The 23,135-nt window shown below is 35.2% G+C and carries 21 protein-coding genes and 1 pseudogene; 6 read left to right on the top strand and 16 right to left on the bottom strand.

Annotated elements, in window-relative coordinates; genetic code table 11:
* Positions 1 to 395 precede the first annotated feature (395 nt).
* A protein-coding gene (locus tag ABWU24_RS00470) for an IS5 family transposase (protein WP_341815401.1) occupies positions 396 to 1,188 on the bottom strand; the annotation gives its coding sequence in 2 pieces (ribosomal slippage) (positions 396 to 923 and positions 925 to 1,188; 792 coding nt in all).
* 120 nt (positions 1,189 to 1,308) lie between these two features.
* On the opposite strand from ABWU24_RS00470, the gene ABWU24_RS00465 reads away from it, so the two are divergent.
* Both ABWU24_RS00465 and ABWU24_RS00460 read left to right on the top strand, forming a co-directional pair.
* Entirely contained in the window at positions 1,309 to 2,148 is an 840-nt protein-coding gene (locus ABWU24_RS00465; protein ID WP_341816052.1) for a helix-turn-helix domain-containing protein, read from the top strand.
* A gap of 447 nt (positions 2,149 to 2,595) precedes the next feature.
* The gene (locus ABWU24_RS00460) at positions 2,596 to 3,495 is read left to right on the top strand and encodes a DMT family transporter (RefSeq protein ID WP_341816051.1); all 900 of its coding nucleotides are present in this window, start codon (positions 2,596 to 2,598) and stop codon (positions 3,493 to 3,495) included.
* A gap of 120 nt (positions 3,496 to 3,615) precedes the next feature.
* On the opposite strand, the pseudogene ABWU24_RS00455 reads toward ABWU24_RS00460, so the two are convergent.
* The 15 genes and pseudogenes from ABWU24_RS00455 to ABWU24_RS00385 form a co-directional block, all read right to left on the bottom strand.
* Positions 3,616 to 3,708: pseudogene (locus tag ABWU24_RS00455) on the bottom strand (phage tail assembly protein); the annotation flags it as partial.
* A gap of 121 nt (positions 3,709 to 3,829) precedes the next feature.
* Complete coding sequence (locus ABWU24_RS00450) at positions 3,830 to 4,729, bottom strand: Rpn family recombination-promoting nuclease/putative transposase (RefSeq protein ID WP_341816049.1); 900 nt, start codon at positions 4,727 to 4,729, stop codon at positions 3,830 to 3,832.
* A gap of 87 nt (positions 4,730 to 4,816) precedes the next feature.
* On the bottom strand, positions 4,817 to 5,323 hold the full coding sequence (locus ABWU24_RS00445) for a phage major tail tube protein (protein WP_353274263.1): 507 nt from the start codon (positions 5,321 to 5,323) through the stop codon (positions 4,817 to 4,819).
* Positions 5,324 to 5,334: 11 nt separating this feature from the next.
* The gene (locus ABWU24_RS00440; protein WP_341816048.1) at positions 5,335 to 6,522 is read right to left on the bottom strand and encodes a phage tail sheath subtilisin-like domain-containing protein; all 1,188 of its coding nucleotides are present in this window, start codon (positions 6,520 to 6,522) and stop codon (positions 5,335 to 5,337) included.
* Positions 6,523 to 6,537: 15 nt separating this feature from the next.
* The gene (locus ABWU24_RS00435; RefSeq protein ID WP_341816047.1) at positions 6,538 to 7,095 is read right to left on the bottom strand and encodes a hypothetical protein; all 558 of its coding nucleotides are present in this window, start codon (positions 7,093 to 7,095) and stop codon (positions 6,538 to 6,540) included.
* A gap of 15 nt (positions 7,096 to 7,110) precedes the next feature.
* On the bottom strand, positions 7,111 to 8,580 hold the full coding sequence (locus tag ABWU24_RS00430; RefSeq protein ID WP_353274261.1) for a hypothetical protein: 1,470 nt from the start codon (positions 8,578 to 8,580) through the stop codon (positions 7,111 to 7,113).
* Positions 8,567 to 8,770 carry a hypothetical protein gene (locus tag ABWU24_RS00425; protein WP_265014534.1) on the bottom strand — a complete coding sequence of 68 codons (204 nt, stop codon included), beginning with the start codon at positions 8,768 to 8,770 and terminating at the stop codon, positions 8,567 to 8,569. The genes ABWU24_RS00430 and ABWU24_RS00425 overlap by 14 nt, the downstream gene beginning before the upstream one ends.
* 5 nt (positions 8,771 to 8,775) lie before the next feature.
* Complete coding sequence (locus tag ABWU24_RS00420; protein WP_341816045.1) at positions 8,776 to 9,972, bottom strand: hypothetical protein; 1,197 nt, start codon at positions 9,970 to 9,972, stop codon at positions 8,776 to 8,778.
* A gap of 20 nt (positions 9,973 to 9,992) precedes the next feature.
* Positions 9,993 to 11,909: a DUF4815 domain-containing protein gene (locus tag ABWU24_RS00415; protein WP_341816044.1), complete on the bottom strand. Its 1,917-nt coding sequence runs from the start codon at positions 11,907 to 11,909 to the stop codon at positions 9,993 to 9,995.
* A gap of 15 nt (positions 11,910 to 11,924) precedes the next feature.
* Positions 11,925 to 12,599, bottom strand: a complete 675-nt coding sequence (locus tag ABWU24_RS00410) for a hypothetical protein (protein WP_353274260.1) — start codon at positions 12,597 to 12,599, stop codon at positions 11,925 to 11,927.
* Between the two features lie 307 nt (positions 12,600 to 12,906).
* Positions 12,907 to 13,398 carry a hypothetical protein gene (locus ABWU24_RS00405; RefSeq protein WP_341816042.1) on the bottom strand — a complete coding sequence of 164 codons (492 nt, stop codon included), beginning with the start codon at positions 13,396 to 13,398 and terminating at the stop codon, positions 12,907 to 12,909.
* Between the two features lie 33 nt (positions 13,399 to 13,431).
* On the bottom strand, positions 13,432 to 14,238 hold the full coding sequence (locus tag ABWU24_RS00400; protein ID WP_341816041.1) for an AAA family ATPase: 807 nt from the start codon (positions 14,236 to 14,238) through the stop codon (positions 13,432 to 13,434).
* A 17-nt stretch (positions 14,239 to 14,255) separates the two neighbouring features.
* Positions 14,256 to 15,059 carry an ATP-binding protein gene (locus ABWU24_RS00395; RefSeq protein WP_341816040.1) on the bottom strand — a complete coding sequence of 268 codons (804 nt, stop codon included), beginning with the start codon at positions 15,057 to 15,059 and terminating at the stop codon, positions 14,256 to 14,258.
* Between the two features lie 15 nt (positions 15,060 to 15,074).
* Positions 15,075 to 15,575: a sigma-70 family RNA polymerase sigma factor gene (locus tag ABWU24_RS00390; RefSeq protein WP_265014527.1), complete on the bottom strand. Its 501-nt coding sequence runs from the start codon at positions 15,573 to 15,575 to the stop codon at positions 15,075 to 15,077.
* A gap of 42 nt (positions 15,576 to 15,617) precedes the next feature.
* A complete protein-coding gene (locus ABWU24_RS00385) occupies positions 15,618 to 17,681 on the bottom strand; it encodes an AAA family ATPase (RefSeq protein ID WP_341816039.1) in 2,064 nt (687 codons plus the stop codon).
* A gap of 650 nt (positions 17,682 to 18,331) precedes the next feature.
* Here ABWU24_RS00385 and ABWU24_RS00380 point away from each other — a divergent pair.
* The 4 genes from ABWU24_RS00380 to ABWU24_RS00365 all read left to right on the top strand — a co-directional run bounded on the left by ABWU24_RS00380 (position 18,332) and on the right by ABWU24_RS00365 (position 23,068).
* A complete protein-coding gene (locus ABWU24_RS00380) occupies positions 18,332 to 18,532 on the top strand; it encodes a hypothetical protein (protein ID WP_012481961.1) in 201 nt (66 codons plus the stop codon).
* Positions 18,533 to 18,968: 436 nt separating this feature from the next.
* Complete coding sequence (gene ltrA, locus ABWU24_RS00375) at positions 18,969 to 20,516, top strand: group II intron reverse transcriptase/maturase (protein ID WP_264330863.1); 1,548 nt, start codon at positions 18,969 to 18,971, stop codon at positions 20,514 to 20,516.
* Positions 20,513 to 20,650, top strand: coding sequence for a hypothetical protein (locus ABWU24_RS00370; RefSeq protein WP_341816093.1), 138 nt, complete (start codon positions 20,513 to 20,515; stop codon positions 20,648 to 20,650). The genes ltrA and ABWU24_RS00370 overlap by 4 nt, the downstream gene beginning before the upstream one ends.
* A gap of 999 nt (positions 20,651 to 21,649) precedes the next feature.
* A complete protein-coding gene (locus ABWU24_RS00365) occupies positions 21,650 to 23,068 on the top strand; it encodes an AAA family ATPase (RefSeq protein WP_341816037.1) in 1,419 nt (472 codons plus the stop codon).
* Positions 23,069 to 23,135 lie beyond the last annotated feature (67 nt).

The following is a 23,135-nucleotide window of genomic DNA, read 5'->3' as shown; positions in this document are numbered from 1 at the left end:
ATAAAAAACAGAATTTAAAAGTGAACAAAAGACTGTATATTAAGCCTATTAAGAGCCTTTTTCCCAAAACTACTCCAAGCTAAAAAATTTCCTAAAATAGTGATTGAAAAGTTTTAAAAGTGATATAATCTTCTAGAGTTATTACTTTGTATTACGTGAGAGGGGTTAAATTTAGATTAGAAGAAAATTTCTCTAATACCTCTTTCATTTAGCTGTGACTATAAGTGTTTAGTTAATAATGAGTGTATCAAGGGTTTATATAGTGATTTTGTTGTATCAAAAATAGTAGAACGGTATTATGTAAGAGCTATGGAAAGTGTCAATTTACAGGAAAGAGTTAAATTTGCGAAAGCCTTGACTAGTGAAGGCAATGAAGGTCGTCTCTTAGAGCCTGTTCATAATCTTTTCAGAAGCAAAGCAGCGAAAGCAAGAACGACCATTTGCAGGCTAGTGTTGAGTTTCCGCTCGCAATTTTTCCACAATCGCCTACATTTTTGCAACCAAGCAAAAGATCTCTCAACAACCCATCTTTTCGGCAATACGACAAAGGTGTGTAATTCGTTTCGCTTTATTACTTCAACGGTAGCGCCAATAGTTGCTTTTATTTGTGTTGCAAAATTTTCTCCTGTGTAGCCAGCATCAACTAGTATATTTTTAACTTCAGATAGGTTTTCTTTAGCATTTTTAACCATTCTCACAGCGCTACTACGATCAGTTATTTCTGCCGTTGTTATATAAATTGCGTGGGGTAAACCTTGTGTATCTACCGCAATATGGCGTTTTATTCCTGAAACCTTTTTGCCTGCATCATAGCCTTTTTCTTCAGCAGTATCTGCATTTTTTACGCTTTGTGCATCAATTATGCAGAAGCTGGTTTTTTCTTTCCGACCATTGTTTTGTCGGACCACGCCAACTATTTTTTTTTAATACCAGCTCCAGAACACTTTCTTTATTTGCATCTGCTTTTTCACTCCACTTCTTAAAATAGTCGTAACAATTCCGCCATTTTGGAAACTCTTTTGGTAACATTCTCCACTGGCAGCCACTTTTTAAGACGTATAACACTCCACAAAATACATGATATAAATCAAGTGTTCTTGGCTTTGTCCTCTTCCTGCAAGACTCCAGATCTGCTACAATAATCTCAAACTTTTCTCGACTTATATCACTTGGATATAAACTTCGCATATCCTACTTTATATACTTTATCCTCTCATTCTATCCCTTTTTTGAGATCACGTACAGGCTCTAAGAGATATTAGTTCTATAAGCTATGAAATAGGACAAAAAATAGAAAATAGCAGGTTAATGCGAGGGCATACTCAAATAGAATTAGCAAGTAAAATAGGTTTAACATATCAAGAGGTGGACAGCTATGAGAGTGGCTATAGCGCTATTCCAATTGAAGTATTATATACGATAGCAAAAGAACTATCGGTTAGTGCTATAGATCTGCTACCTGAACTAGTAGTAGTAAGAGAGTATGAAGATGAAGACGAAGAAATACTCTATCTAACGAAAATATACGAGAATCAAAAGTTAGGCAAAATAGTACCTTCATTAGTCAGGTTTGTTCATATTAGCGAGAAAATCAATCAAGAGGAGGCAAGATTAGAAGTAGCAAAAAATCTAGTTAAAGAAGGAGTTTCAGTTGACATAATTTCCCAAGCAACCGGCTTATCTATTTACGAGTATGATAATACAGAGAAAGAAGTCTGCACTGATTCTATATACTACAGAGTAGGGCAAAGAATAAGAGAATGGAGATTGATAAAAAGGTATACTCAGAAAGATTTAGCAAACAAAGTTGGTTTAACACTCAAGGAAATACACGACTATGAAAGAGGGTATACTGCTATAACATTTGATAAATTATATGAAATATCAGATGCATTATCAGTGAATATTAAAGTTCTGCTACCTAAAACAAGAGAAAGCAAAAAGCTATTGAGTTTAATGGATGAGTACGGAGAACAAGAATCATTAGTCAAATCTCTATCTGAAAATATGAAAAGTGGCAAGGAAAAAGTTAAAAAAACAGAAAGGATCAAGGTTGCAAAAAATCTAGTGAAGGCGGGTGTTTCTACTGATGTTATTTTGCGAGCAAGTGGCCTAACTGTTGATGAGTTAGGTGAGTGTGAAAATTGAATTGTGTTTAAGATATAAGTAAAAGTAGTCAATATATTAACCATTCTAAATCCTTGTTTAGCTGACTCAACTGAAGCATTTTCATAAAGTTTTGCTGCTAATTCGTGTTGTTTGATAAACTTCAAATTTAATGCTTTTAAAATTGATGCTGAAAACACATATTGCTAATGCTAGCAGAGGAGCTAGTTGGCACAGCCGTCAGTACTCCCGATTACTTTTCCTGATAATATGATAGTATTCGCAAGTATTATCATATATTACAAAAAAATCAGTTAGCATTTCTGTTTATTAAAATTATGCAATAAAGCTGCATTTTATATAACACTTCTCAAATTATTTCTACTAAATATTTATGAATATGGTTAAACAGTAGATAGAAGAAACCTTTTCTATTATTGATCTTTTGTACAGTAAAGTTATCTCATAAAATATTAAATTTGGAGTTTTATGGATCACAGACTAAGAGCTTATTTGCTTGGAGTTACCTGGTTTATACTCAGTTTACTTAGTAGTGTAGTTAATGATACTATATCAAAGTGTCTCGGTTTACACCTTCAAAGTTTTGAGATAATCTTTTTCCGTTTTTTATTTAGCACTATTACTCTTATACCTTTTATATTTTACTATGGAATAGGAGTTTGTAAAACAAGTCGAATATCTATTCAAATAACTAGAGGTGCATTGTTGTTTTGTGGAATGACCTTATGGACCTATGGGTTGACTATTTGCCCAATAGTAACTGCAACAATTATAGGTTTCTCAATACCATTATTTGTTATGCTTCTTGCAATTCCTTTTCTGGAAGAAAATATAATTTGGCAAAGATGGGTAGTAGCTGTCATTGGTTTTATTGGTATTGCTATTACTACTAAAGCTTATAGCGAGAACTTTAATCCTAAAATTCTTATTTTTATTGTATCCGCATTAATCTTCGCTACACTAGATGTACTTAATAAGAAGCTTGTAATGAAGGAGACAATAGTAAGTATATTATTTTACTCAGCTCTAACAACAACAATTTTTTCCACTCCATCTTTGTTATTTTATTGGCATATGCCTTCCTTGTCAGAATTAATATTACTGCTGATTTTGGGAATAAGTTCAAACCTAATTCTGTTCTTCATGTTAAAAGCTTTTGCTCTTACTGATGCTACTGCACTTGCACCGTATAGATACATAGAGCTAATAATTTCTGCAATAGTAACATACGTTATATTTAATGAATTACCTGATAAAAGTGCTTTATATGGTACTTTGATATTAATACCATCAACCTTATTTATAGCTTATTCGGAAGGTAAGGCAATTAAGAAAAATAGTGTAATACTTTTGGGTAGTAACAAATAAAGATATAAGCAGGGAACTCTTGTCTTGCTAACAGATTTTATATCTAAGATAATCTTCAAAGTTATTCCCTTCTCCACCTAATGCTTAAGCTTAAAACACCAGATGCTTTTTTCAAGATACAAGATAATCTCTAACTTTTGGACGTCTAACGGTAAGTTCTGAGACAGAAATTCCATCAACTGTTATTGGGTTATTAAGTGTTATAGCTTGCATACTTCTCCTGAAAAAGTTAATTAAATAAAAGTCCATATCGGCTTTTACATAACTAATTTTTTTTATTACAGTTTTTGTGTTTGATTGAAGAGGCAACCTAATATAAAAGTTGTAGTAGGGGTTATTTCCTTTCCACTTGGATTAATTCTTGAACTTCATCGACAGAAAGACCTGTACATTTGACAATAGTGTTAACATCAACATTATTAGTCAGCATCGCTTTTGCAACTTCAATCTTTCCTTCAATCTTTCCTTTCTCTTCACCAATTTTGATTCCTTCCTCTTTAGCATCATCAAGTTTTTGAGCAAGGACAGCCTTTTCATCAAGAATACGCTTTATCTCTCCTTCATATGCTAAAAACTCCTTTTCTGACCAGTTAAACCTATTTAGCTCTTCATACGCTTTTTTGATTATTACGTCACTTCCTGTTATCCTTTCCAATTCTTCTTCACTTGTTTCATCAGCGTACTTAAAAAAATACACCCACTTCTCAACTATATTTGAAAGTTGATCTTCTTTGGTTTTGGGAAATTTAGGCAATTCAATAAATACAAAATAAAAATCTTTTAGATCATGTTCATTAGTATCTTCATCGCGAATAGTGTGCTTTGATTTATACTCGGACTTATCAGGAAATAAAATACAATCTGCTATAGCAATAAAGATAATTTCCTTAAGGTTATGGTATTGATCACCTTTATCTGCTTGTCTTGAATAGGCTTTAGCAGCGTAATATTGGGCACGTTTTTCAAAGCCTTTGGTTTTAGCAACCTGCATCTCAATTATCCATTGTACTCCTGTAGAATCTCTACATAGCACATCAACAATACTTTGCTTTTTAGATGCGATATCAGGGTCTTGAATAGTACTTAAAAACTCTATATCCTGTATTGCATTTTTGCCAGTAAAGCTCAAGATATCATTGAGGAAGTGAATGAGAATGTCTTTATTCTTTTCAGTACCAAAGATACGGCGAAATGCTATATCATTTTTAGGGTCAAGAAATTTAGATAAAGCCATAGCAAAAATGTCTAAAAAACATTAACAATTATACAGTATTATCAGTAATTTTTCAATAAAGAAGTGAAAAGGCATCTGTCTATTCCATTAAATCCCTAGAATCGTTTGTAACAAGGCCATCTGATCAACACCATTTATCTTTCTAATCATATTTTCAGCATCGATTTCTATCAGCTCATTACCGCCTATAGTAAGTTTATAGTAATGGGCAGCTACAGTACATTTCAGCGTTGCTTTTTCAGCAGGTTTCCAGCTACCAAAGTCAAATTCTTTGAATATTCCCCTGAGATTGATTACTACAGCTTCAATATCGTTACTACCACTCCCTTGCATTCCACCACGGAGCGTCAAAGCTACTGAATTTCCATTTATCAACCCAAATAGCCGAAAGAGCTCTGTATCATATTCAGAAAAAGTGAAATCTGCTTCAAGCTTTTCCATGCCCATATCAATATTTATTGGAATATCCATACCACCAGCTCTGTACTCTTCGGTTTTTATGGTAAGCTTCGGCAAGGTTATTTCATCTATTTTTCCTGCATAACCACGACCATCTACAAATACGTTAAAATTTCTCAGTATTTTGGGTAACACTTCGCTTTCTCCTAACTTATTACACTATTATTTACAAGATGGGATCTGAATATTATTTGCTCAGCTGGATATGGCGGTGTAAACTCAAAATCAAAAGACACTTTTCCGCTTGCAATATTTGCCGGTGTATTGAGTTCGGGAGTTGCATAACATTTTCCACTGATAATTGCTCCTTGCGCTTTTAAACTTGCAAGGTAAGAATTCACCCCCTCAATCACATCATCTATATAAGTTTTAGTGATATTGCGATCAACTGCCCATAAATGAGCCCTAAGTAAACTATCGTTAATTAAATCTGCAGTTCTTCTCACTGATAAAAAAGCCCATTTTGAGTCATTTGAACATGTTCTATTGCCCCAAAGCCTATAGCCATTTTGATGAATTATCGTTGTTACTTCATTTTCATTTAAGTGGTTTGCTCTGCAATTTGCATAACCTAAGCTAAAATCAATAGGCCTGCTTGTGCCAACAATACCATTTATCTCTTTATTTGAAGGTGAATGCCAGAAGCCTTGTTCGCTGTCTATTTTAGCTATTAAACCAGCTACAAATGGACTCGATGGCAAGATTTTTTCTTTTCCTTCAATAAATACCTTAACCCAAGGGTCAACTACGTAAACTCTTGAGCTGCCTACACTTTTTCTCCATTTTATTGCTTCTTCATCATTAGTATTTGGTCCATCTGCAACAATAATTGCTCTTAATTTTTCTGCTATGGAAATTAAAGCACTCACTACTGGATTTACTCCATCTATTTCAGGTAACTGATGAGTAAACTGAGGTGCAATTAATATTCTTGGAGCAATATGAACTATGCTTTCACTACTGAGGAATGCCTCTATCCCTTGATACTCTCCAGTCTCTTTATCAACACCGCCAATTATATTTTGGATAGTTTCACTTTCTTTGAGCTTTGAATCGCTGTTTTCACTTTCTTTAACTCGAATAACTACTACTGTTGCACCAATCTGGGAAAATATTCCGTTTGTTGCAGAAGGTAAACTGCCACTCTTTCCAAGTCTTGCTGCTTCTTTTAAGCTTCCTGCAATTAACACTGGTTTATTTAGCGGAAACTTTTGCTCATCAGCTTCAGGTGCAGTACCAATTACACCTATCACTGATGATTTAGCTGTACGTACTGTCTTTGCTCCTGAGGTTACCTCAATAACATTTACGCCATGTAAAAATTCTTCGGCCATTTCTTTTTCCCCTTTTCAACTTTCTTGCATTTTTTGTTTACAATCATCTAGCAAAGTTTGCAGCTCTTCCTTACTTTTAGCTTCACCGATTTCCCTTTCAGCTATATCCACCAATTCTTCGCACTTGATTATTGCTTTTTTCGCTCTTTTTGCTTTTTCCTGAATTATTCTTGCCATTTCTACTACTGAAATTCCTCGGACTTTTGCTAATGGCTCTATAATTTCTGCATCTTTTTTGTCTAGAGATTCTGGTGCTGCTAAAATGTTCTCTGCGGCTTTTGCTTGTATTTCGTACGACTTAGACTTCTGATGAGAATATCCTGCGTATTGGTGAGTATAGTTATCATAATAAGCATGAAGATTAGAAAGTGCAGAAAACTTCGCATTTTGTAGTAACTCCAATTCAATATCTTCTTGATTCCGCTGAGCAATTTTGCCTCCTTCTGTTAAACAATAGCTTTTTTGCCAATCAAAATCTTCTGGCGCTTCATACCAATCATTTCCAGTTGGCTTACTTTCAAGCGTTGTTGTTTCTACTTGTTTGTTATGTTCAAATCTAATATAAATTGGCATTGGTTTTCTCCGTTTTTAATTCCAAATTTTATGAGTGGCATCTAATCCTGGGCATTGCCAAGCTCTTAGCGTTCTCTCTACGTCCACCTCAAGTCCTGTGGTGAGAAAATTGCTACGTATGTTATAAATTCCCCACTGAATAAATTGACCATAGGTGTACACATCACCTGAAAACGCACCTTCACTAACTTTTGTTCTGGAATATAGATAAGATGATGTATAAAGTAATGTTGCAACTGTTTTTCCTGCTGGAATCTCCACATTACCAGATCCGGCTAACTTGCTATCAGAACTCGTGTATTGGTAAACATTTTTCCATACTATTTTTGAAATACTTGATTTATTAGAATTAGTGTTATCAGGAGTTCCCACAAATAATCCTGCTCCCCCATACTCCGTACTCGAATACGATGATCCAACAAATTCCATTGTCTTATTTATGTTCACATTGGTTGTATTTTTTACAAATACTACTCCAAGTGCAGCATACGGGTAATAGTATATTTGATCATAACTACCAGAAAAACTGTTTGTGTATAACTCTCCGTAAATAAATGTTCCCTTGCTTCCCTCTATAAAACTTAGTTGTCTTGGCCGATAAAAACTAACGTAATCTGTATTGTACGTATGGCTACCTGCTAGTAGTTGTAACATATAGTCAGTTTTTGTTATATCACTACTCCACTTTCCAAGCTCTGTCGTAAAAGTTCCGTGGCCAAAATAATTATTTTTTCTGCCAAGTACACCAAATAAGAAAGGTAATGACCCTGGTTCAACCATGTTGCGATTTCTTATTTCATTTATAAGAGACACTTTTAACTGTTCATCCCGAGTTTTTACCTCATTAGAGATGTTTTCAATTCGAATTTCTATTTCTCCTATAATTGATGAGCCAGATGGTACATTATTAACAGCACGAAAATCTTCTACTAAACCTTTAAGACCATCTTTATGATCATTGCCAACACTGTTTATTGCTGCAATATTGGCATTCTTTCTCGTATCAAGTAGCGATATATGTGAATCTGATGATGCTTTTAAAGTGTTTAAGGAATTATCCCTAAGCTTGTTAATTTCATTGACAGAATCTGTTTTCGCTTCAGTTATTGCAGATATTGAATTTTCCTTATTGCTATTTATGTCACTTAAGTGCGTCCTTGCAGCGCTCAAGAGTTCTTTTAACTTACCATCAGTCATCTGTACAATTTCAGAAACTGCACTTTTGTCGACTATTGATTCCAATGCTTTAGCAAGATATGCCAGCTGATCTGGCGTACTATTTGCTGCTAAATCCTTAAGTCTCTTTTGTAGTGTATCAATTATTTCTTTTACTTTAGTCATTTGCGCAATATCAGAAATAGCTTTTTTACCTATCATCGATTCTAATGATTTAGCAAGGTACGCTAATTGATCAGGTGTGCTATTTGCTGCTAAATCTTTAATTCTTTGATGCAATGCATCTATGGCTTCGTTAGCAATGGTCATTCCAAAAATTCAAAAAAGTCTCAAAATTCAGTCGTTCAAATGCTTTTTTAAGCTTATTGTGCTCATTCTCTCTTTTAGCGATATCTTCATCTATTTTCTTAATTGTAGTACGGATACGAACAACATCTTGAACTGCAATATTTTCTGGATGAGGTAATGGATACTCTCTGCTTGTTTTATCATTTGGCATTTTTTTTATGTTATAATAATCCGCAAGTTTTTTACCTTTGGCCGATAGATAACCGTACCACTCAAAACTAATTTTACTCTAGTCTCACTAGCATTAAAATTTGATAGCACATGAGTTCTCTCCACCCAATTTTCTCCAATTGGTTTTCCTGATGTTAAATTTACTAATTGCCAATCATTGTTGCTTTTTTGCACATATGCTTTAACATCTGCAGTGCCAGGTATTAGTGCATCATAGGTAATTGTTATCTTAGTGTTAGCTCCTGCTGTAATGCTCCTAGTTACATAATCTCCTTTTTCCCCTATATTACCCATAACTAGCTGTAACCCAGGATATAGCACTGGACTTTTCTCTCGCCCTCCTTTTAGGCTTGCCTTTACTGTTAGCTCTCCAGATAATCTTTCACGCAGTGCAAGTGGCAAATTATCAGACAAAAAGTTCTCTTTTCCCTCTTCATCTGTTAAGATAAATTCTACATTGGTATCAAATGCTACTTTTTCGACGTTCGTCAAAACAATTAAATCTGATACGTTATTTGCAGTAACTTTGCCCAGATCAATAATGTGAGAATTTTCAGTGAACTTTGCAGCTAGTAATCGAAACGTAAGGTCAAAGTTTTGATGTGGAGTCCAGGTACTTGCATTGCTTGATGAAAGTAATACTCCTACTTGATAAGGCTGACTTGTTACCCACCTGCTATTTACTGCATCATATTTGCCAAGTTCTGCTATTTTGACTGCAGTACCCGAATCATCAGTAAGCAGTACTATTGCATACTCCTCTCCTGCATGGCAAAACACTGGCGACCACTCTATACGTGTTGCTGTGCCATCTACTTTTATATCTTTCGGCTCAATATAACTTTCAGCAATGACAGTCTGCGAGGGCATTCCCACTGCTGTTTCTCTAATCTGCACAACAACACGTTTTTTGCCGCTATTTGTGAACCATAAGTTTAGGCCTCCTATGTGTCTGCTTTCATTTAGTGTAAATGTCTGGGCTAAAGGATCAATTCTTCTTGCTGCAATAACTCTTCTTCTTTCTTCTATGGTAATTGTTTTTTTACCAGTATAAGTTGCTTCTCCATAACTGCCTTTATCACCGAAGAACTGCACTAACTTAGTCCCAGAAGGAATGTTTCTTGGTACAGTAAATCTTCCTTTTATTTTTCCTCTGTTATCAGCAATAAATGTTGCGATCATGTTTTTCTTTCAAATATTTTCTATGCTTGAGGTTGAATAAAAATTCCATCAAACTTTAATTCCTTAAGCTTTTCACCTGACTCAAAACCTTCAATTTCAAAATTCTGTACTGCTTCTCTCATAAATTCAGTTTCGTATGTTCTGCTTGACAATAGCTCTGTGGTTTCCGTAATATTAAAAACTCTTGTTACTGGACTTTTCCAATTTGTGGTAGCCTCGGTCCAGTGATCAATGTTTTTATTTAGAGTAACTTTTGCGGTTACTTTATCAAAAGCTTGATATGGATTAATTTTTTCACTTTTAGTCTGTAAAAGCTGTTCCAATACTGGCTCAAGTTCATACGGTAAAAGATAAGGTTTTGTGCTCTTTTCAACATCAATAATTTCTACGTCTATTGGTAAAATTAGTTCCTTATTTACTATTGCTGCAGATTGCAAAATTCCTTGATCACGCATATCATCATCAAAAAACGAATCAACAAATACTCCTTTTTTGGTGGTAGGTTCTCTTGAATTTGCATCACTGCGTAGACGTTCCTGTGCAACAAGAGCATAAAGATCATTTATTCCTTTTTTCATTGCTTCAAGCTCATTCATCGGTACAGCATGAATAGCATTATTAACCACTTTCACTTTTTCGCCTTCTTTCCATGTCTGATGAATATAGCAGAGCAAAAGTTGTCCAGAGGGAGCTTTAGGCATCGATGGTCGCCAAGGGTGAGCTATGCCTTTTATCCTTCTTATTGCGCCTTTTGCATCTATAGTAATTAAATCAAAGCGTGGCATTTTCCAGGTGTAATCAATCAGAACCAAGCTGTTATCAACTGCGCCTTTTACTTTGCATCCCTGTTCACTTATATCTTCAGGGCTTACATGAGTACGACAGCGGTAAGTTATTTGATAACTGCTTCCAGGAGCTGGTTCTTTACCTGGTAATGACCAATCAACGTTTCCTGCGGTTAGTTTATAATCTACACTATTTTCATAAATAACATTACCTTGTTTAATTTGAATAATTTCAAGTACCGCAGAGTCAGGTATTGGATCAACAGCTCCTGAGTATGAACCATGAGTAACGGTAATGGTTTTCTGAACAGTTATATCTACTTTTTTAATTTCACTTATTGGAAAATCATTAACTTTAAGTTCCATTACTCTTTGGCTATTTGGCTGAAAAGTATGTGGTTCTGATTCAACTAATTTTATATCAGGATCTTCATCAAAGGAAACACGAATACTATGAGGTAACTCAATTTCATAACCATCAACATGAGCTTTTCCCTCATTAATCACGAATATTTCTCCACCTTTTTCGTCCCTTTGCAAAAACATTACTTCAAGGCCATTTACTACGTAGGAACCATTTGCTTCTTTGTCATAACGAGCAAGAGCTGTAGTTACTATATTTGCTTGTGGAGGTGGTGAATGTTCTATCAATACTCCATTTTCAATGTTATAGATTGGATAAAACTCCCCTTCAGAAAAACGTGGAGAAAGACCTTCTGCTTGATAACCCCAAATGGTGGAAACTTTAAGCCTTGCTGCCCCTACTTCTTGATAATTACGTGTACCAACAGCAGGATCACGAAGATTTTCATCCTCAAGTTCTGTAATCGTAGATTCTACATAATAAACACCTATGCGAACTGTGGTACTCAGTGGAATAACAAACTCTTCTTTTTCAACTTTTCTAACTGCACCGCGCAGATAGATTTTTCCTCCTTCAAGTGTAACTTTTTCCCCATCTATGATGCAATTGCTTCCTGTTATAACATCACCATCACGAAATATTGCATCGCCTATGCCTTTAAGCTTAGAGAGAGCATACTCCTGAGTCTCGTTTAATTCTGCAGATTGCAAACCTCTTCCAGCAAGAAACAAGCTTTTTTCGTATTCTTTGTCAGGATTAAAGCGATTATAATAGCTATTTAAGGTCATCTTTTTTCTCTTTTTCTAAAATGTCACTACAAACGAAAAAGTTTCCCGAGTTGCTGCAGTTCTGATAAGTGGTACGGTGTGTTCTAAAACTAATAAAATTCCAGGATTTTCCACGTCTTTTGGTTCAAAATATCTCTGTCCTTCAGGTAATTCTTCTTTTATTTTAGTACCAACCATAACCCCTAATTCCCTTATTACTTGATTTGCTGCGTCCGTGAAATCGAAAGTAAATTTAAGGTACAAGTTATTAGTTGGTACATTTAAGGGCCTAAACCTTCCAGAAGGAGTTATAAGTTCGCCATTTTCATCACCTGTGCAGAATAGCACTTCATCCGCAGTACGTCTGCCAAGTTCATTCAAGAGCTTTATAGAATTTATAGGTTCAGGTGGTGTGCTTTCAGTATACTGCACAGTAACTTTATCACTTACTGGAATAGAGCTATTTTCTGTGCGCTGAATAACACCAGCACTGCTATCAACTGTATAGTCAACACTTGACTGATACACTGTTTGCCCTGTAAAAACTCTTACATCTTTAATAGTGTGGTGATCTAGAGCTATTTCACCCTCAACAAAAACTTTTTCGATCTGATGGCTACTTTCCCAATTTGCATCACCACTTCCCCAGGCAAGATGTAGAGACTGCTCTTTTATACTTGCTGCTCTTCCTGACTGTGTGAGTATTGACATGTTTGCCTCCCTTATTATATATATACCGGATTTCTCACAGATTTTTCCGGGAAAAATGAAAATTTTTTTTGAAGTACATTTTTATGCTTAAACATTCTTTTATCTTAAAAAACTAGAACTACTTTTTTCTTTCGAGAATACCGAGACAATGCTTTTTGACATATTGAAAATCAAAGCTCACAAACAGTTTCAAAAGATTCAGAATTTAACCATTTTATCGCTTCTTCTTTCAGCTTTACGTTTTTTCCTACTGCATCTTTCATAGCCCTCTCAATGACAGCAGTCCATAGCTTTTCTTCGTCGTACCTCAAAATGGGATCCAGTCAATCTCAGCATTCTCCGGGGTAATAACCGTAGCAATCTTGTTTTTTTCTCCATATCGATCAGCTTCAACACCGACTTTTGCAGTAAACTCTAATCCGTTAAAATCAGCTATAGAGTTGATTTTTCTAGCAATAACTGCTTTTTCTGAAGTGTCATTTGAATGAATGTTCCGTGCTGACTCTAAAATACTTCTAAGCATAGAACGTCCAGATTCTCCCCAAGTATCTTCTCCTTCAACGCTTGCTTTGCCACTTTTAATACCAATTACTTGAAAAATCTTGCGTTTTGCGTATGGACCTTCAGTAACAATAAATTCAGCGTTTAAATAGATGCTGCCGGTAGCATAGCTTTTAGTGAACCAATTTTCATAACCTCCAGGCTTTATTGCCATTTTTACCTTGACTATTGTACCTTTTGGTATTAAATTACCTTGTAATTTTGCAGTATTAAAATCAGTTAAAAAATCTGATAACATATTGTCCTCCTATAAATTAAGTGAAAAAAAGAATCAACTCCATTGGTCTACAAGTTTCCAACGACCATTTATCTTATCGACAAGCTTGCTTGCCACACGTTCACCATTTCGCAGCTCAAACACTATTTGACGGGTAGTGCTTTCTTCATCATGAGCAAACATCACCATGCCAGTGCTATAAAATCCACGTAAAGATCCAGCACCGCTTAGGCCTTGAAATGGATCTTCTTCCAGCATCTTTTTGGACAGTTTTTTTGTGTGGTGAGTGAGTATTATGCCCGAATCTGGATTGATAACATTTCTCAGTCTTTCAAGCGTTTTTTGCAAAAAGAATAGCATAGCGCTGTTGTCATTTTCATTACCATATTCACTTGAGTTGAAGATGTTGCGAAGAGGATCGACGGCGATAATATCAGGTTTGAAACGCTCTTTGACAACATTTTTAATTTCATCTATTTCTTCACTGGTAAAAGATAATTGCACTCTTGGCGTGATAATTAAGTTATTGGCAGCTATATTCAGAAGTTCCTCATCAAGCTGAAGTTGTTGCAACCGTTCTTTCATGTAGTCATATTCGATTTCAGTTTGCAGATAGAAAATTTTCATAGGTTTGCTTGGAGTCATACCCAAAAATGAAACTCCAGCAGCCACGTGGACAAGCCATGAAATTAGAAAATCACTCTTGCCAATCTTAGGTGGGCCACCCAGTACCAATAGACCTCTTTTAGTTAGAATCCTTGGTGCGATTATATCTTCTGGTATTGGCGATTGATCATCCAAGTATTCTTTTACACTGAAAAAGGGAATTTTTTGACCGATATTGAAAAAGCTTTGTTCCATAATAATTTCTCCAATTTTTAATTAAACAGCAAAGTTTTGGCTTTAATTTTCGCAAGTAATTTACCTAAATGCGGTTCTTCAACCATATCAAGGCAGCCACTTCGATCTTTAGCAGGGTATCCCCAAGTATTAATAGTCTGACAGACAAATGAACGTTTCTCTGTTCCATCATCTTTCTTGATTCCAACCATGCTGATTACCTCATCAACTATCCCTGGAATCTCACTAGCAGTTTTAGCTCCTTCACATTGAGGTAGCCAAGTTGGACGATTGCAGTCATCGAGATATTGACCTAATGTGCCAACTATTATGATGTCTTTATCTCTGATATGTTGAAACTGATTGAGCCAAGCCATCATCTCTTGAGCAAGCAACCCATAAGCAGCTCTTTTATCTTCTCTTCCTGATCTATCTGAAAAAGCTTCAGGTTGCATCCTCGCCCATAATAGACATAAACGTGAAGCAACGGTTATACTATCCACAAAGATGCATCGGTATTTAGAAAACTCAGAGAAAAAATCTTTGTACTTACCAGATACATGTTCATAGTGCTTTTGACTATATGCTTGATCAGATTTTAGTGCAGGGTTTGGCCCACCAATAAGACAAGCAATATCTCTGGCCTCATTCCAAGTGCGAATACTGATTGAATCTCCTTGCCAATCTTGAACAGCAAGAAGTCCTGCTTCAAAATCAAGACAAAGTGTTGGTTCATTTATGGTCTTTAAGAGACTAGTTTTACCTATACCATAAGGACCAAAGATTACTATCTTTACACCTGTGACCATTTTTGTCCTTTCTTTGCTGTTTATTATTTTCATATTTTCCCCCTATAGTTAGAAATCTCGTTTTAGGTATGTTTTTAGGTGGGAAAACTCTTTGCGTAATTTGTTAATTGTGTCGTAGAGAGTTGATTTTGGTATACCAGTCCTTCTGGAAATTTCACAAATGCTGTGATCTTCTGCCAATAGTTTACATATTTTTCTTAACTCTCGAGGTAACTTTGCAATTGCCTCATTTACATCAATCCGTACCGCGGAGCTATATTCAAGACTTTCATCACTCTCTTCGTGTAAAGTTTCATCAACAAAATTAATGGTACGTTTTTTACATAGTTCTTTTTCTTTTAAATTAAGAGCACGGCATTTAACGTACTGTTTTATAAAATGCCCTTCAAGTTCATTAAGGCCAGGTAAACAGTCAAGTAAAAGATCTTGCTCAACATCTTCAATGTCTTTACAAGCAAAAGCTTTTCCTCTCTTCAGAAGTTTAGCATAGTGTCGTATGTGTTTAACAACTTTTGGGTTAATGCCAACATAGGAATTTTTAGAATGCATATTTTGTCCCTCTAGTTAAGAAATGATTGAAATATTAATGATTTAATTGTGATAAACCCAAGTATTTGGATTTTCTACAGGAATTACGCTGCCATAGTGTGGTGACTTGTAGTGTGTGGGTAGCAATCTGTGATAGACTGTAACCTTTTTGTTCTTCTCTGGATCAAATATTTTTTGCCCAAATTCCATACCTTCAACGCAAAGTACTCCGTATTTGTTTCTTGCAGCGTTTTTGCCTTCCTTGTTGAATTTAACGTAGCCTTTGGTAGCAAGGACATCGAGACGATCACGTATAGAATGTGTACTGCCAAGACCTTCTTTATTTTCAAATGCCTGACAAAACTGATTAATTGTATAAGCATGACCCTTACGTCCTTCTGCACATATTAAGTCCAAGATGATGTCATATCTACGAGAACGTTCGGCATCTAGTTTTTCACCATAATCTTTATTCACTAGCCTATGTGACTCTGGATCAATCTCATACCAATGGTCATTAACTTTATCAACGCATTTTGGTGAAATGGAATGACCGTTACGTAACTCAAATATCAATTGACGATTGCTGTTTTTCTCATCCGGCCTAAACATGACCATCCCAGTAGTATAAAATCCCCTCAGACTACTTGCGCCACTAAAGCTTTGAAATGGATCTTCTTCCAATAACTTCTTTGGCATTTTTTTTGTATGATGCACTAAAATTACTCCAGCATCTGGATTGATTAGAGAACGCAGTTTTTCAACTCTCTCCTGGAGAAAGAAAATCATGGCATTATTATCATTTTCACTACCATGTTCATCAGCATCAAAAATGTTACGTAATGGATCAATGGCAATGACGTCAACTGTACTTGGATCAAAGATCTTTTCTGCTTCAGTGACAATGTCTTTAATGCCGTCTTCATTTAAAAGCAGCCTTGTTTGTGGTGTAATAGCTAAATTACAGGAAACTAATTTACGAACCTCTGGATCAAGTTTAAGTTGTTTCATGCGCTCACACATGTAGAAATAACCAACCTCTGTTTGAAGATAAAGAATTCGTAAAGGTTTAGTAGGTGACATGCTAAGAAATGATTTTCCTGCAGCCATATATGTAAGCCATGAGATGAGAAAATCGCTTTTACCAACCTTCGGAGCTCCACCAAATACTAAAAGACCACCTGGAGTTAAAACTCTTGGCTCAATAATATCACCTGGTCCAGAAGATTTCTCGTTTAAGTATTGATCTGCAAGAAAGAAGGTAACGTTTTTTCTACATGGTATGCGAACAGTTGTAGCTAAAAACTTTTCAACATCTATCCCTTCTTGAATACAATCAGCAGCATCCCAAGTTTTTGGTTTATCTTGAGGAATCTTAAGCGTGACAAGTGATGCAACACCAAGTTCTAAAAGTTTCTTTTCAGCGTTTTTGGCATATTTATTGCCTGCTTCATCATTGTCTGGCCAAATGATAATATGTTTACCTTTTAGTAAAGTCCAATCTGTTTTCTCAATAGGTGCATTTGCCCCAAACATCGTTGTTGTTGCCGTTATGCCTTTATTTATTAAACTTTCAGCACATTTTTCACCTTCAACGAAAACAATTTTGTCAGATTTAATTATACCTGGAATATTATATAAAGGTCTTGGGTTTGGTGCAGTACTACTTGAGTTTTTTACATCAAAACAGCTATATCGTTTTCTTCCTGCAGCATCATAATAACGATAAATTTTAGCTATTACTTGGTTGTTTTCATCGTGGTAATCCCAATGTATTTCTGATTGATTTAAGTATTCCAACTGATTTGGTTGAAATGTTGAACGGCCAAGCCATTTTTCTATATCTTCTATGGTATCAAGAAACTTCGTCTTGCCAGTAACATCCCGCCAGAGATCAAAGATGTCACCACCATCACTCGTAGCAAAATCAACCCATAATCCGGCTCTTTCTCCTCTTGTTTCTACTACTAAACTTTTCCCTTTATCTCCCCTAATATTACCAACATAGAACTTACCTCCGTGGAAAGTACCATTTGGTAATAAGTAGGATAAAGATGATTCTATTCTTGAGAGTAGTTCTGCTTTTACTTCTGCTGCTCTTTCAAATAAAGCTTGCTTGTCATGCATATTGTTTTCTCCTGTTAAAATAAGCTATGTTTGTTGACAAAATGTCTTTTTTTCTGTTACATAGCTCATGATGATGTTCTTAAAGGTTTGGTAATTTAAAATACAGTCATAAGTGGGTAGAGAGATGTCTCTGTACCTTTTACTATAGTAATACCGGATTTCTCACATGTTTTTCCGGAAGAGAGGAGAAATTTTTTTTCAAGCGTAAGTTGACACTGTCCATATTTACCCCAAATATTTACAATTCAGAAGACCAGGCTGCTAGGTCTTACTATAGTAAGTTCAACAAAATTACAAAAACTGGTCACTTTTTAGAAAATTTTGCACAACTCCGTTCTCTTATCTTTCATATGCCCCTGTAGTATATATATACGTTCAATTTCAAATTCGTCCGAAAAACTACAAAAATATATAGGCAACACTAAAAAAGTTCTCTTCTGTAGAGGTAAATGGTGATATTGAAAATTTAACTCTGCTCTCAACTTACACTCCTCAAAAAAATTACAAAATTTAATTTCATTTTAACTTTAAACAAAAAAGCCGCCTATAAGTTGCATCTGCATTATGTTGCAAAATATACTACACTTTGCTTATGAGAATAACCAAATAAGCCATCCTTTTTTCTCCTCCATAACAGATATATACTAGAAATGGTGCGACCTGAAAGTCTTCGGTCATATTGTTTAAAAGGAGAGGAATTCATTCAGAAAGAAACTGAAAGGATTCTAAAACTTATTAAACCAGATGTTTTGCCGTCTGAGTCTACGCATCAGTGCGAATCGGGCAACCGGTTGGTGCCAAGCGATGCGGACAATGAACCTCCTCTTGAAAAAGAAGATGCTCAATCGTGAGAGGGGCATAAACTGCAAGCATCATGTGGTTGGAGGGCTAGGCTAGTGGTATGGTGAACGTAAGTGAAGCTTTATAAGTACCGATACGATGAAAGAGCTAAAGATGCTGATAAGCTCTGACCAAAAGGTAATGTGGATAAGTTACATTTTTTCATTTCTAGATGTACGCAAATAATAACTCCACCGGTATAGAGAAGCCACCTAACCCACTATTGTATGACTGGAGAAACAGGGTAAGCCTGTATTTTCGCCTACATGGCAAGCAAACCGCAAGGAATGCTGATGGAAGTGCAGGTAAAGGAGAATGGAGAAAGCGAATGCCATTTTGTAACGAAATGGATAGAATTTGTAACATTAATTCGCGTGAAAACGAGCAGACTTCCGTTTGGTCCCTCGTGACAAGAAACTTTGTTAACCACTTAAGGTAGGAAAGCAGATGATTACAAGTAAACCTGTAAGTGCATCTACCAAAAGCTTTGAAGCATGGAAGCAGTTGCCATGGAAGAAATGCCAGAAAGTTATTGTGAGGCTACAAAGACGTATTGTTAAGGCTGTCCAAGAAGGAAGATGGGGTAAGGTAAAAACTTTACAACATCTTCTCACACGCTCTTTTAGCGGAAAAGCTTTGGCTGTTAAGAGAGTAACTGAAAACCAAGGAAAAAACACAGCGGGTGTAGATCGTCAACTATGGTCAACTTGCAATGCTAAATTTCAAGGAATAAAGCAGTTAAAGCAAAGAGGATATAAACCTTCTCCGCTAAAACGGATTTATATCAGTAAATCTAATGGCAAAAGAAGACCTCTTGGAATACCCACGATAAAAGATAGAGCCATGCAAGCATTATATCTGTTTGCTCTGGAACCGATAGCTGAAACGATCAGTGATCGTCACTCCTATGGCTTTAGACCTAAAAGATCCTGTGCAGATGCTACAGTAGCTTGTCATTTGTTACTGGCAAGTCGTAATCAACTACAATGGATACTTGAAGGTGATATCAAAGGATGCTTTGACAACATTAATCATGAATGGCTTATGAAGCATATTCCTATGGAGAAAAAAATTCTGCATAGTTGGTTAAAAGCTGGCTTCCTAGAATCAAAAACTCTGTATCCCACAACTGCAGGTACCCCGCAAGGTGGTATAATTTCTCCAATACTAGCCAATTTAGCCTTAAACGGACTTGAAAAGTTATTGGAAAGTCGATTTGGTAAACTCGGCAGTAGAAAAAGAAACAAAATCAGAAGTGGAGTGAATGTAATCAGATACGCAGACGACTTTATTATTTCAGGTTTCACACATGAAGTACTGGAAAAGGAAGTTAAGCCTTTAGTATCATCTTTTCTTCATGAGCGAGGTTTAATTCTGTCAGAAGAGAAGACAAAGATTACATCTATCACAACAGGGTTTGACTTTCTTGGTTGTAATGTACGTAGATATAATAAGAAGTTAATTATTAAACCTTCGAAAGAAAGTATTAAAAGACTTCTTAATAAAGCACGTACATTGATAAAAGCAAATATAGCGAACACTCAGGCTATAGTAATTAAGTCACTCAACTCTCTACTGAGAGGATGGGGAAATTACTATCACCATGTGTGTGCTAAAAAAGCGTTTAGAAAGATCGACAATGAAATTTGGCATAGTTTATGGAAATGGGCAAAGAAAAGACATCCTCGTAAAGGATTACGTTGGATAAAGAATCGTTACTTCAAAGTAATGGGTCAACGCCAATGGGTTTTTGCTGCACCCCTATGCAAGAACAAACCAAAAGAGATACGGTATTTAAGACTGCTTAAGCTGATTGATATACCTATCAGACGACATGTTAAAATCAGAGCGGATGCAAATCCCCTTGACTTAAAATGGAAAAAGTATTTTGATGAGAGAGTGAAACGAACAAGAATGTTAGCAAGCTCTTTCTCAAGAGAAGGTTCTCTACTGTTGGTGTCACCATTAAGAATGATGTTTCCTGAGGAATCATGAAGGACAAGCCGGTTCTAGAAAAGAAGAACTTAGATAAGGGGCTCAAGCGTAGTGTTGGGAAACCTGCATGCTGCGTTTCTAAGGGAGGGGGTAGTAGTAATACTGCTTCCTTACCTGACCAGTCCGAAATATGATTTGCTCTAAAATTTTTTTCATTACGATTTTTCTATTAAACTTTAATAGAGCTTAACGTGTTTACAATATACCCAGGTGAGAGATTTTCCATCTATAAGAAGTAGCCACAAAATGCTGCATTAGTAAAACTATTAATAATAATTGTTTGTGAATTAAGTGCTTTAGATTCGGGATTACATAGATTTTTGGCAGTTTAAGCCATTTTAGATTGGAAAATGAAATCTCATTAAGCTGAGAAGTGGGCTACTGTAGAGGAGTTTAACATAATTTAAGGTTACAAGTCAAGCAAACTACTATAATATCATAAAAGGCTGCTCCTTGGCTGATTTTGAGTGTTTCTTAGTTTAGAGGAAAAACCTATTATTATAAATAATAAAAATAAGGTATATAATAATACCCTATTTATATTTTTCATTCTTATTTATTCTTTAACCCTTGTAGATAGCTCTCTAAAAAAAGATCTGAGACAGGAAACGTTAAATTCTTTTTAAAAAATTTTCTTTACAAGGCATGAAAATCGTGTTAAACTTACATGTAAGTTTCTTTCGTGATAGTAAGACTACTGAAAATACCTTTTAGTTGAGTTTAGAGTTGTTTTATAAGCGATCTTTAATCAGGTGGCTACTGCTTTACTTAAAAATTGTAGCTAGCTTTAAAACGTAGGTTTTCTCCTTATAGTTATTAAATTTCTGTTTTGCTTATAATATAAATGTCCTAACAATTAAATTACAATATGTATTCCGTTCAAGATTTCAGCCAATTTGGGAGTATTCCAGAAAAAGAGGATATGATTTGTTTGATAGGGGTTCTTTGGATATAGGTGAAAGAATGTACCTAAAATTACAGAAATGGATCATTTTTTTCTATTGAGCTTTTTCTGCATCTAAAACCTATGTACCGCTTAATAGTTCAGAATGGAGACAAAGATCTAAATTTATTTATTTACGTCTCCAATTTTATCTAGTATAACGGAGACAAAGATTTATATTTTGTGTTTTATGTCTCCATTATTTATTGGTAGAAAAACTGAGTTAAAACAACTACTGGAGCTTACAGAAAAAAATACTGCATCTTTTGTAGTAGTCAAAGGAAGGCGTCGTATAGGAAAAAGTCGTTTAATTCAAGAGTTTGGTAAGTATTTTGAACAATATTACTCCTTTATAGGTTTGCCACCAGAAAAGCATACTACAATGTCCTACCAACTTAATGAATTTTCTAGACAAGTTGCTAGACAATTTAATACATCTTTTGCTAGGTATGATGACTGGAGCGATTTACTATGGGCAGTTGGTGAACGTCTACTATCAGGAAAAACATTATTGCTGTTTGATGAAATTTCTTGGATGGGCTCAAAAGATCCAACCTTTTTAGGCAAAATAAAAAATTTTTGGGATACGCAGCTAAAAAATAATAACAAGCTAATTTTCGTTGTTTGTGGATCAGCTTCATCATGGATCGAGAAAAATATACTTAGTAGTACTGGTTTCGTAGGGAGAATATCGTTAACTTTAACACTCGGAGAATTATCACTTTCTGATTGCAATGAATTTTGGCCAAAAAATATTTCAGCATATGAAAAGTTCAAGGTGCTTGCAGTAACTGGCGGAATTCCAAAGTATTTAGAAGAGGTAAATTTTAAGCATAGCGCTGAAGAAAATATTAAAAGGCTTTGTTTTAGAAAAGGTGGGTTTTTAGTTGAAGAATTTAATCAAATATTCTCAGATTTATTCATGCGAAAAACGGCTTTTTATAAGCAAATAGTCAGAGCTCTTTCTACTGGAGCTAAAGAACAAGAAGAAATTTGTGCTACTTTAAATATCGTAAGACATGGACGCATTTCTGAGTATCTACATGAGCTTGAGCTTGCTGGTTTTATTGCAAAAGATCATACTTGGAGTATAAAAACTGGTACTGATTCACGACTCAGGAGATACAGACTTCAAGATAATTATTTAAGGTTTTATCTAAAATATATCGAAAAAGATCTAGGGAAAATTAGTCGTGACACCTATTCTATAGGGTTCTTACCAGAGTGGTATACAATTATTGGGCTTCAATTTGAAAATTTGGTGCTGAACAATAGAAAGAGCATACATAATATCTTAGGGATTGATGGAATAATAAGCGAGAATCCATTTTTTCAGAAAAGAACACGTAATAGTGCAGGTTGTCAAATTGATTATATGATTCAAACGAAGTTTAACACTCTCTACATTTGCGAAATCAAATTTTCAAAAGATAAAATTGGTCATTCAATAATACAAGAGGTACAAAAGAAAATAGATGCACTAAATCGTCCAAAAGGCTTTTCATGTCGTCCAGTCCTTATCCACGTTAATGATGTAAGTGATGATGTTATAGATAGTGATTACTTTTCACACATAATTGATTTTGGAAAATTATTAAATTGTAAGTAATGGTTTTTCTGACTTAAAAATAGTGTCTTTTTAGTTTTTATGTTTATTCTTAACTTATAGAGGTTGC

The sequence above is a fragment of the Wolbachia endosymbiont (group B) of Hofmannophila pseudospretella genome (genome assembly GCF_964028515.1).
GTDB lineage: Bacteria > Pseudomonadota > Alphaproteobacteria > Rickettsiales > Anaplasmataceae > Wolbachia.
The sequence above is the reverse complement of the archived record's forward strand: the minus strand, read 5'-3'. Positions and strand labels throughout refer to the sequence as shown.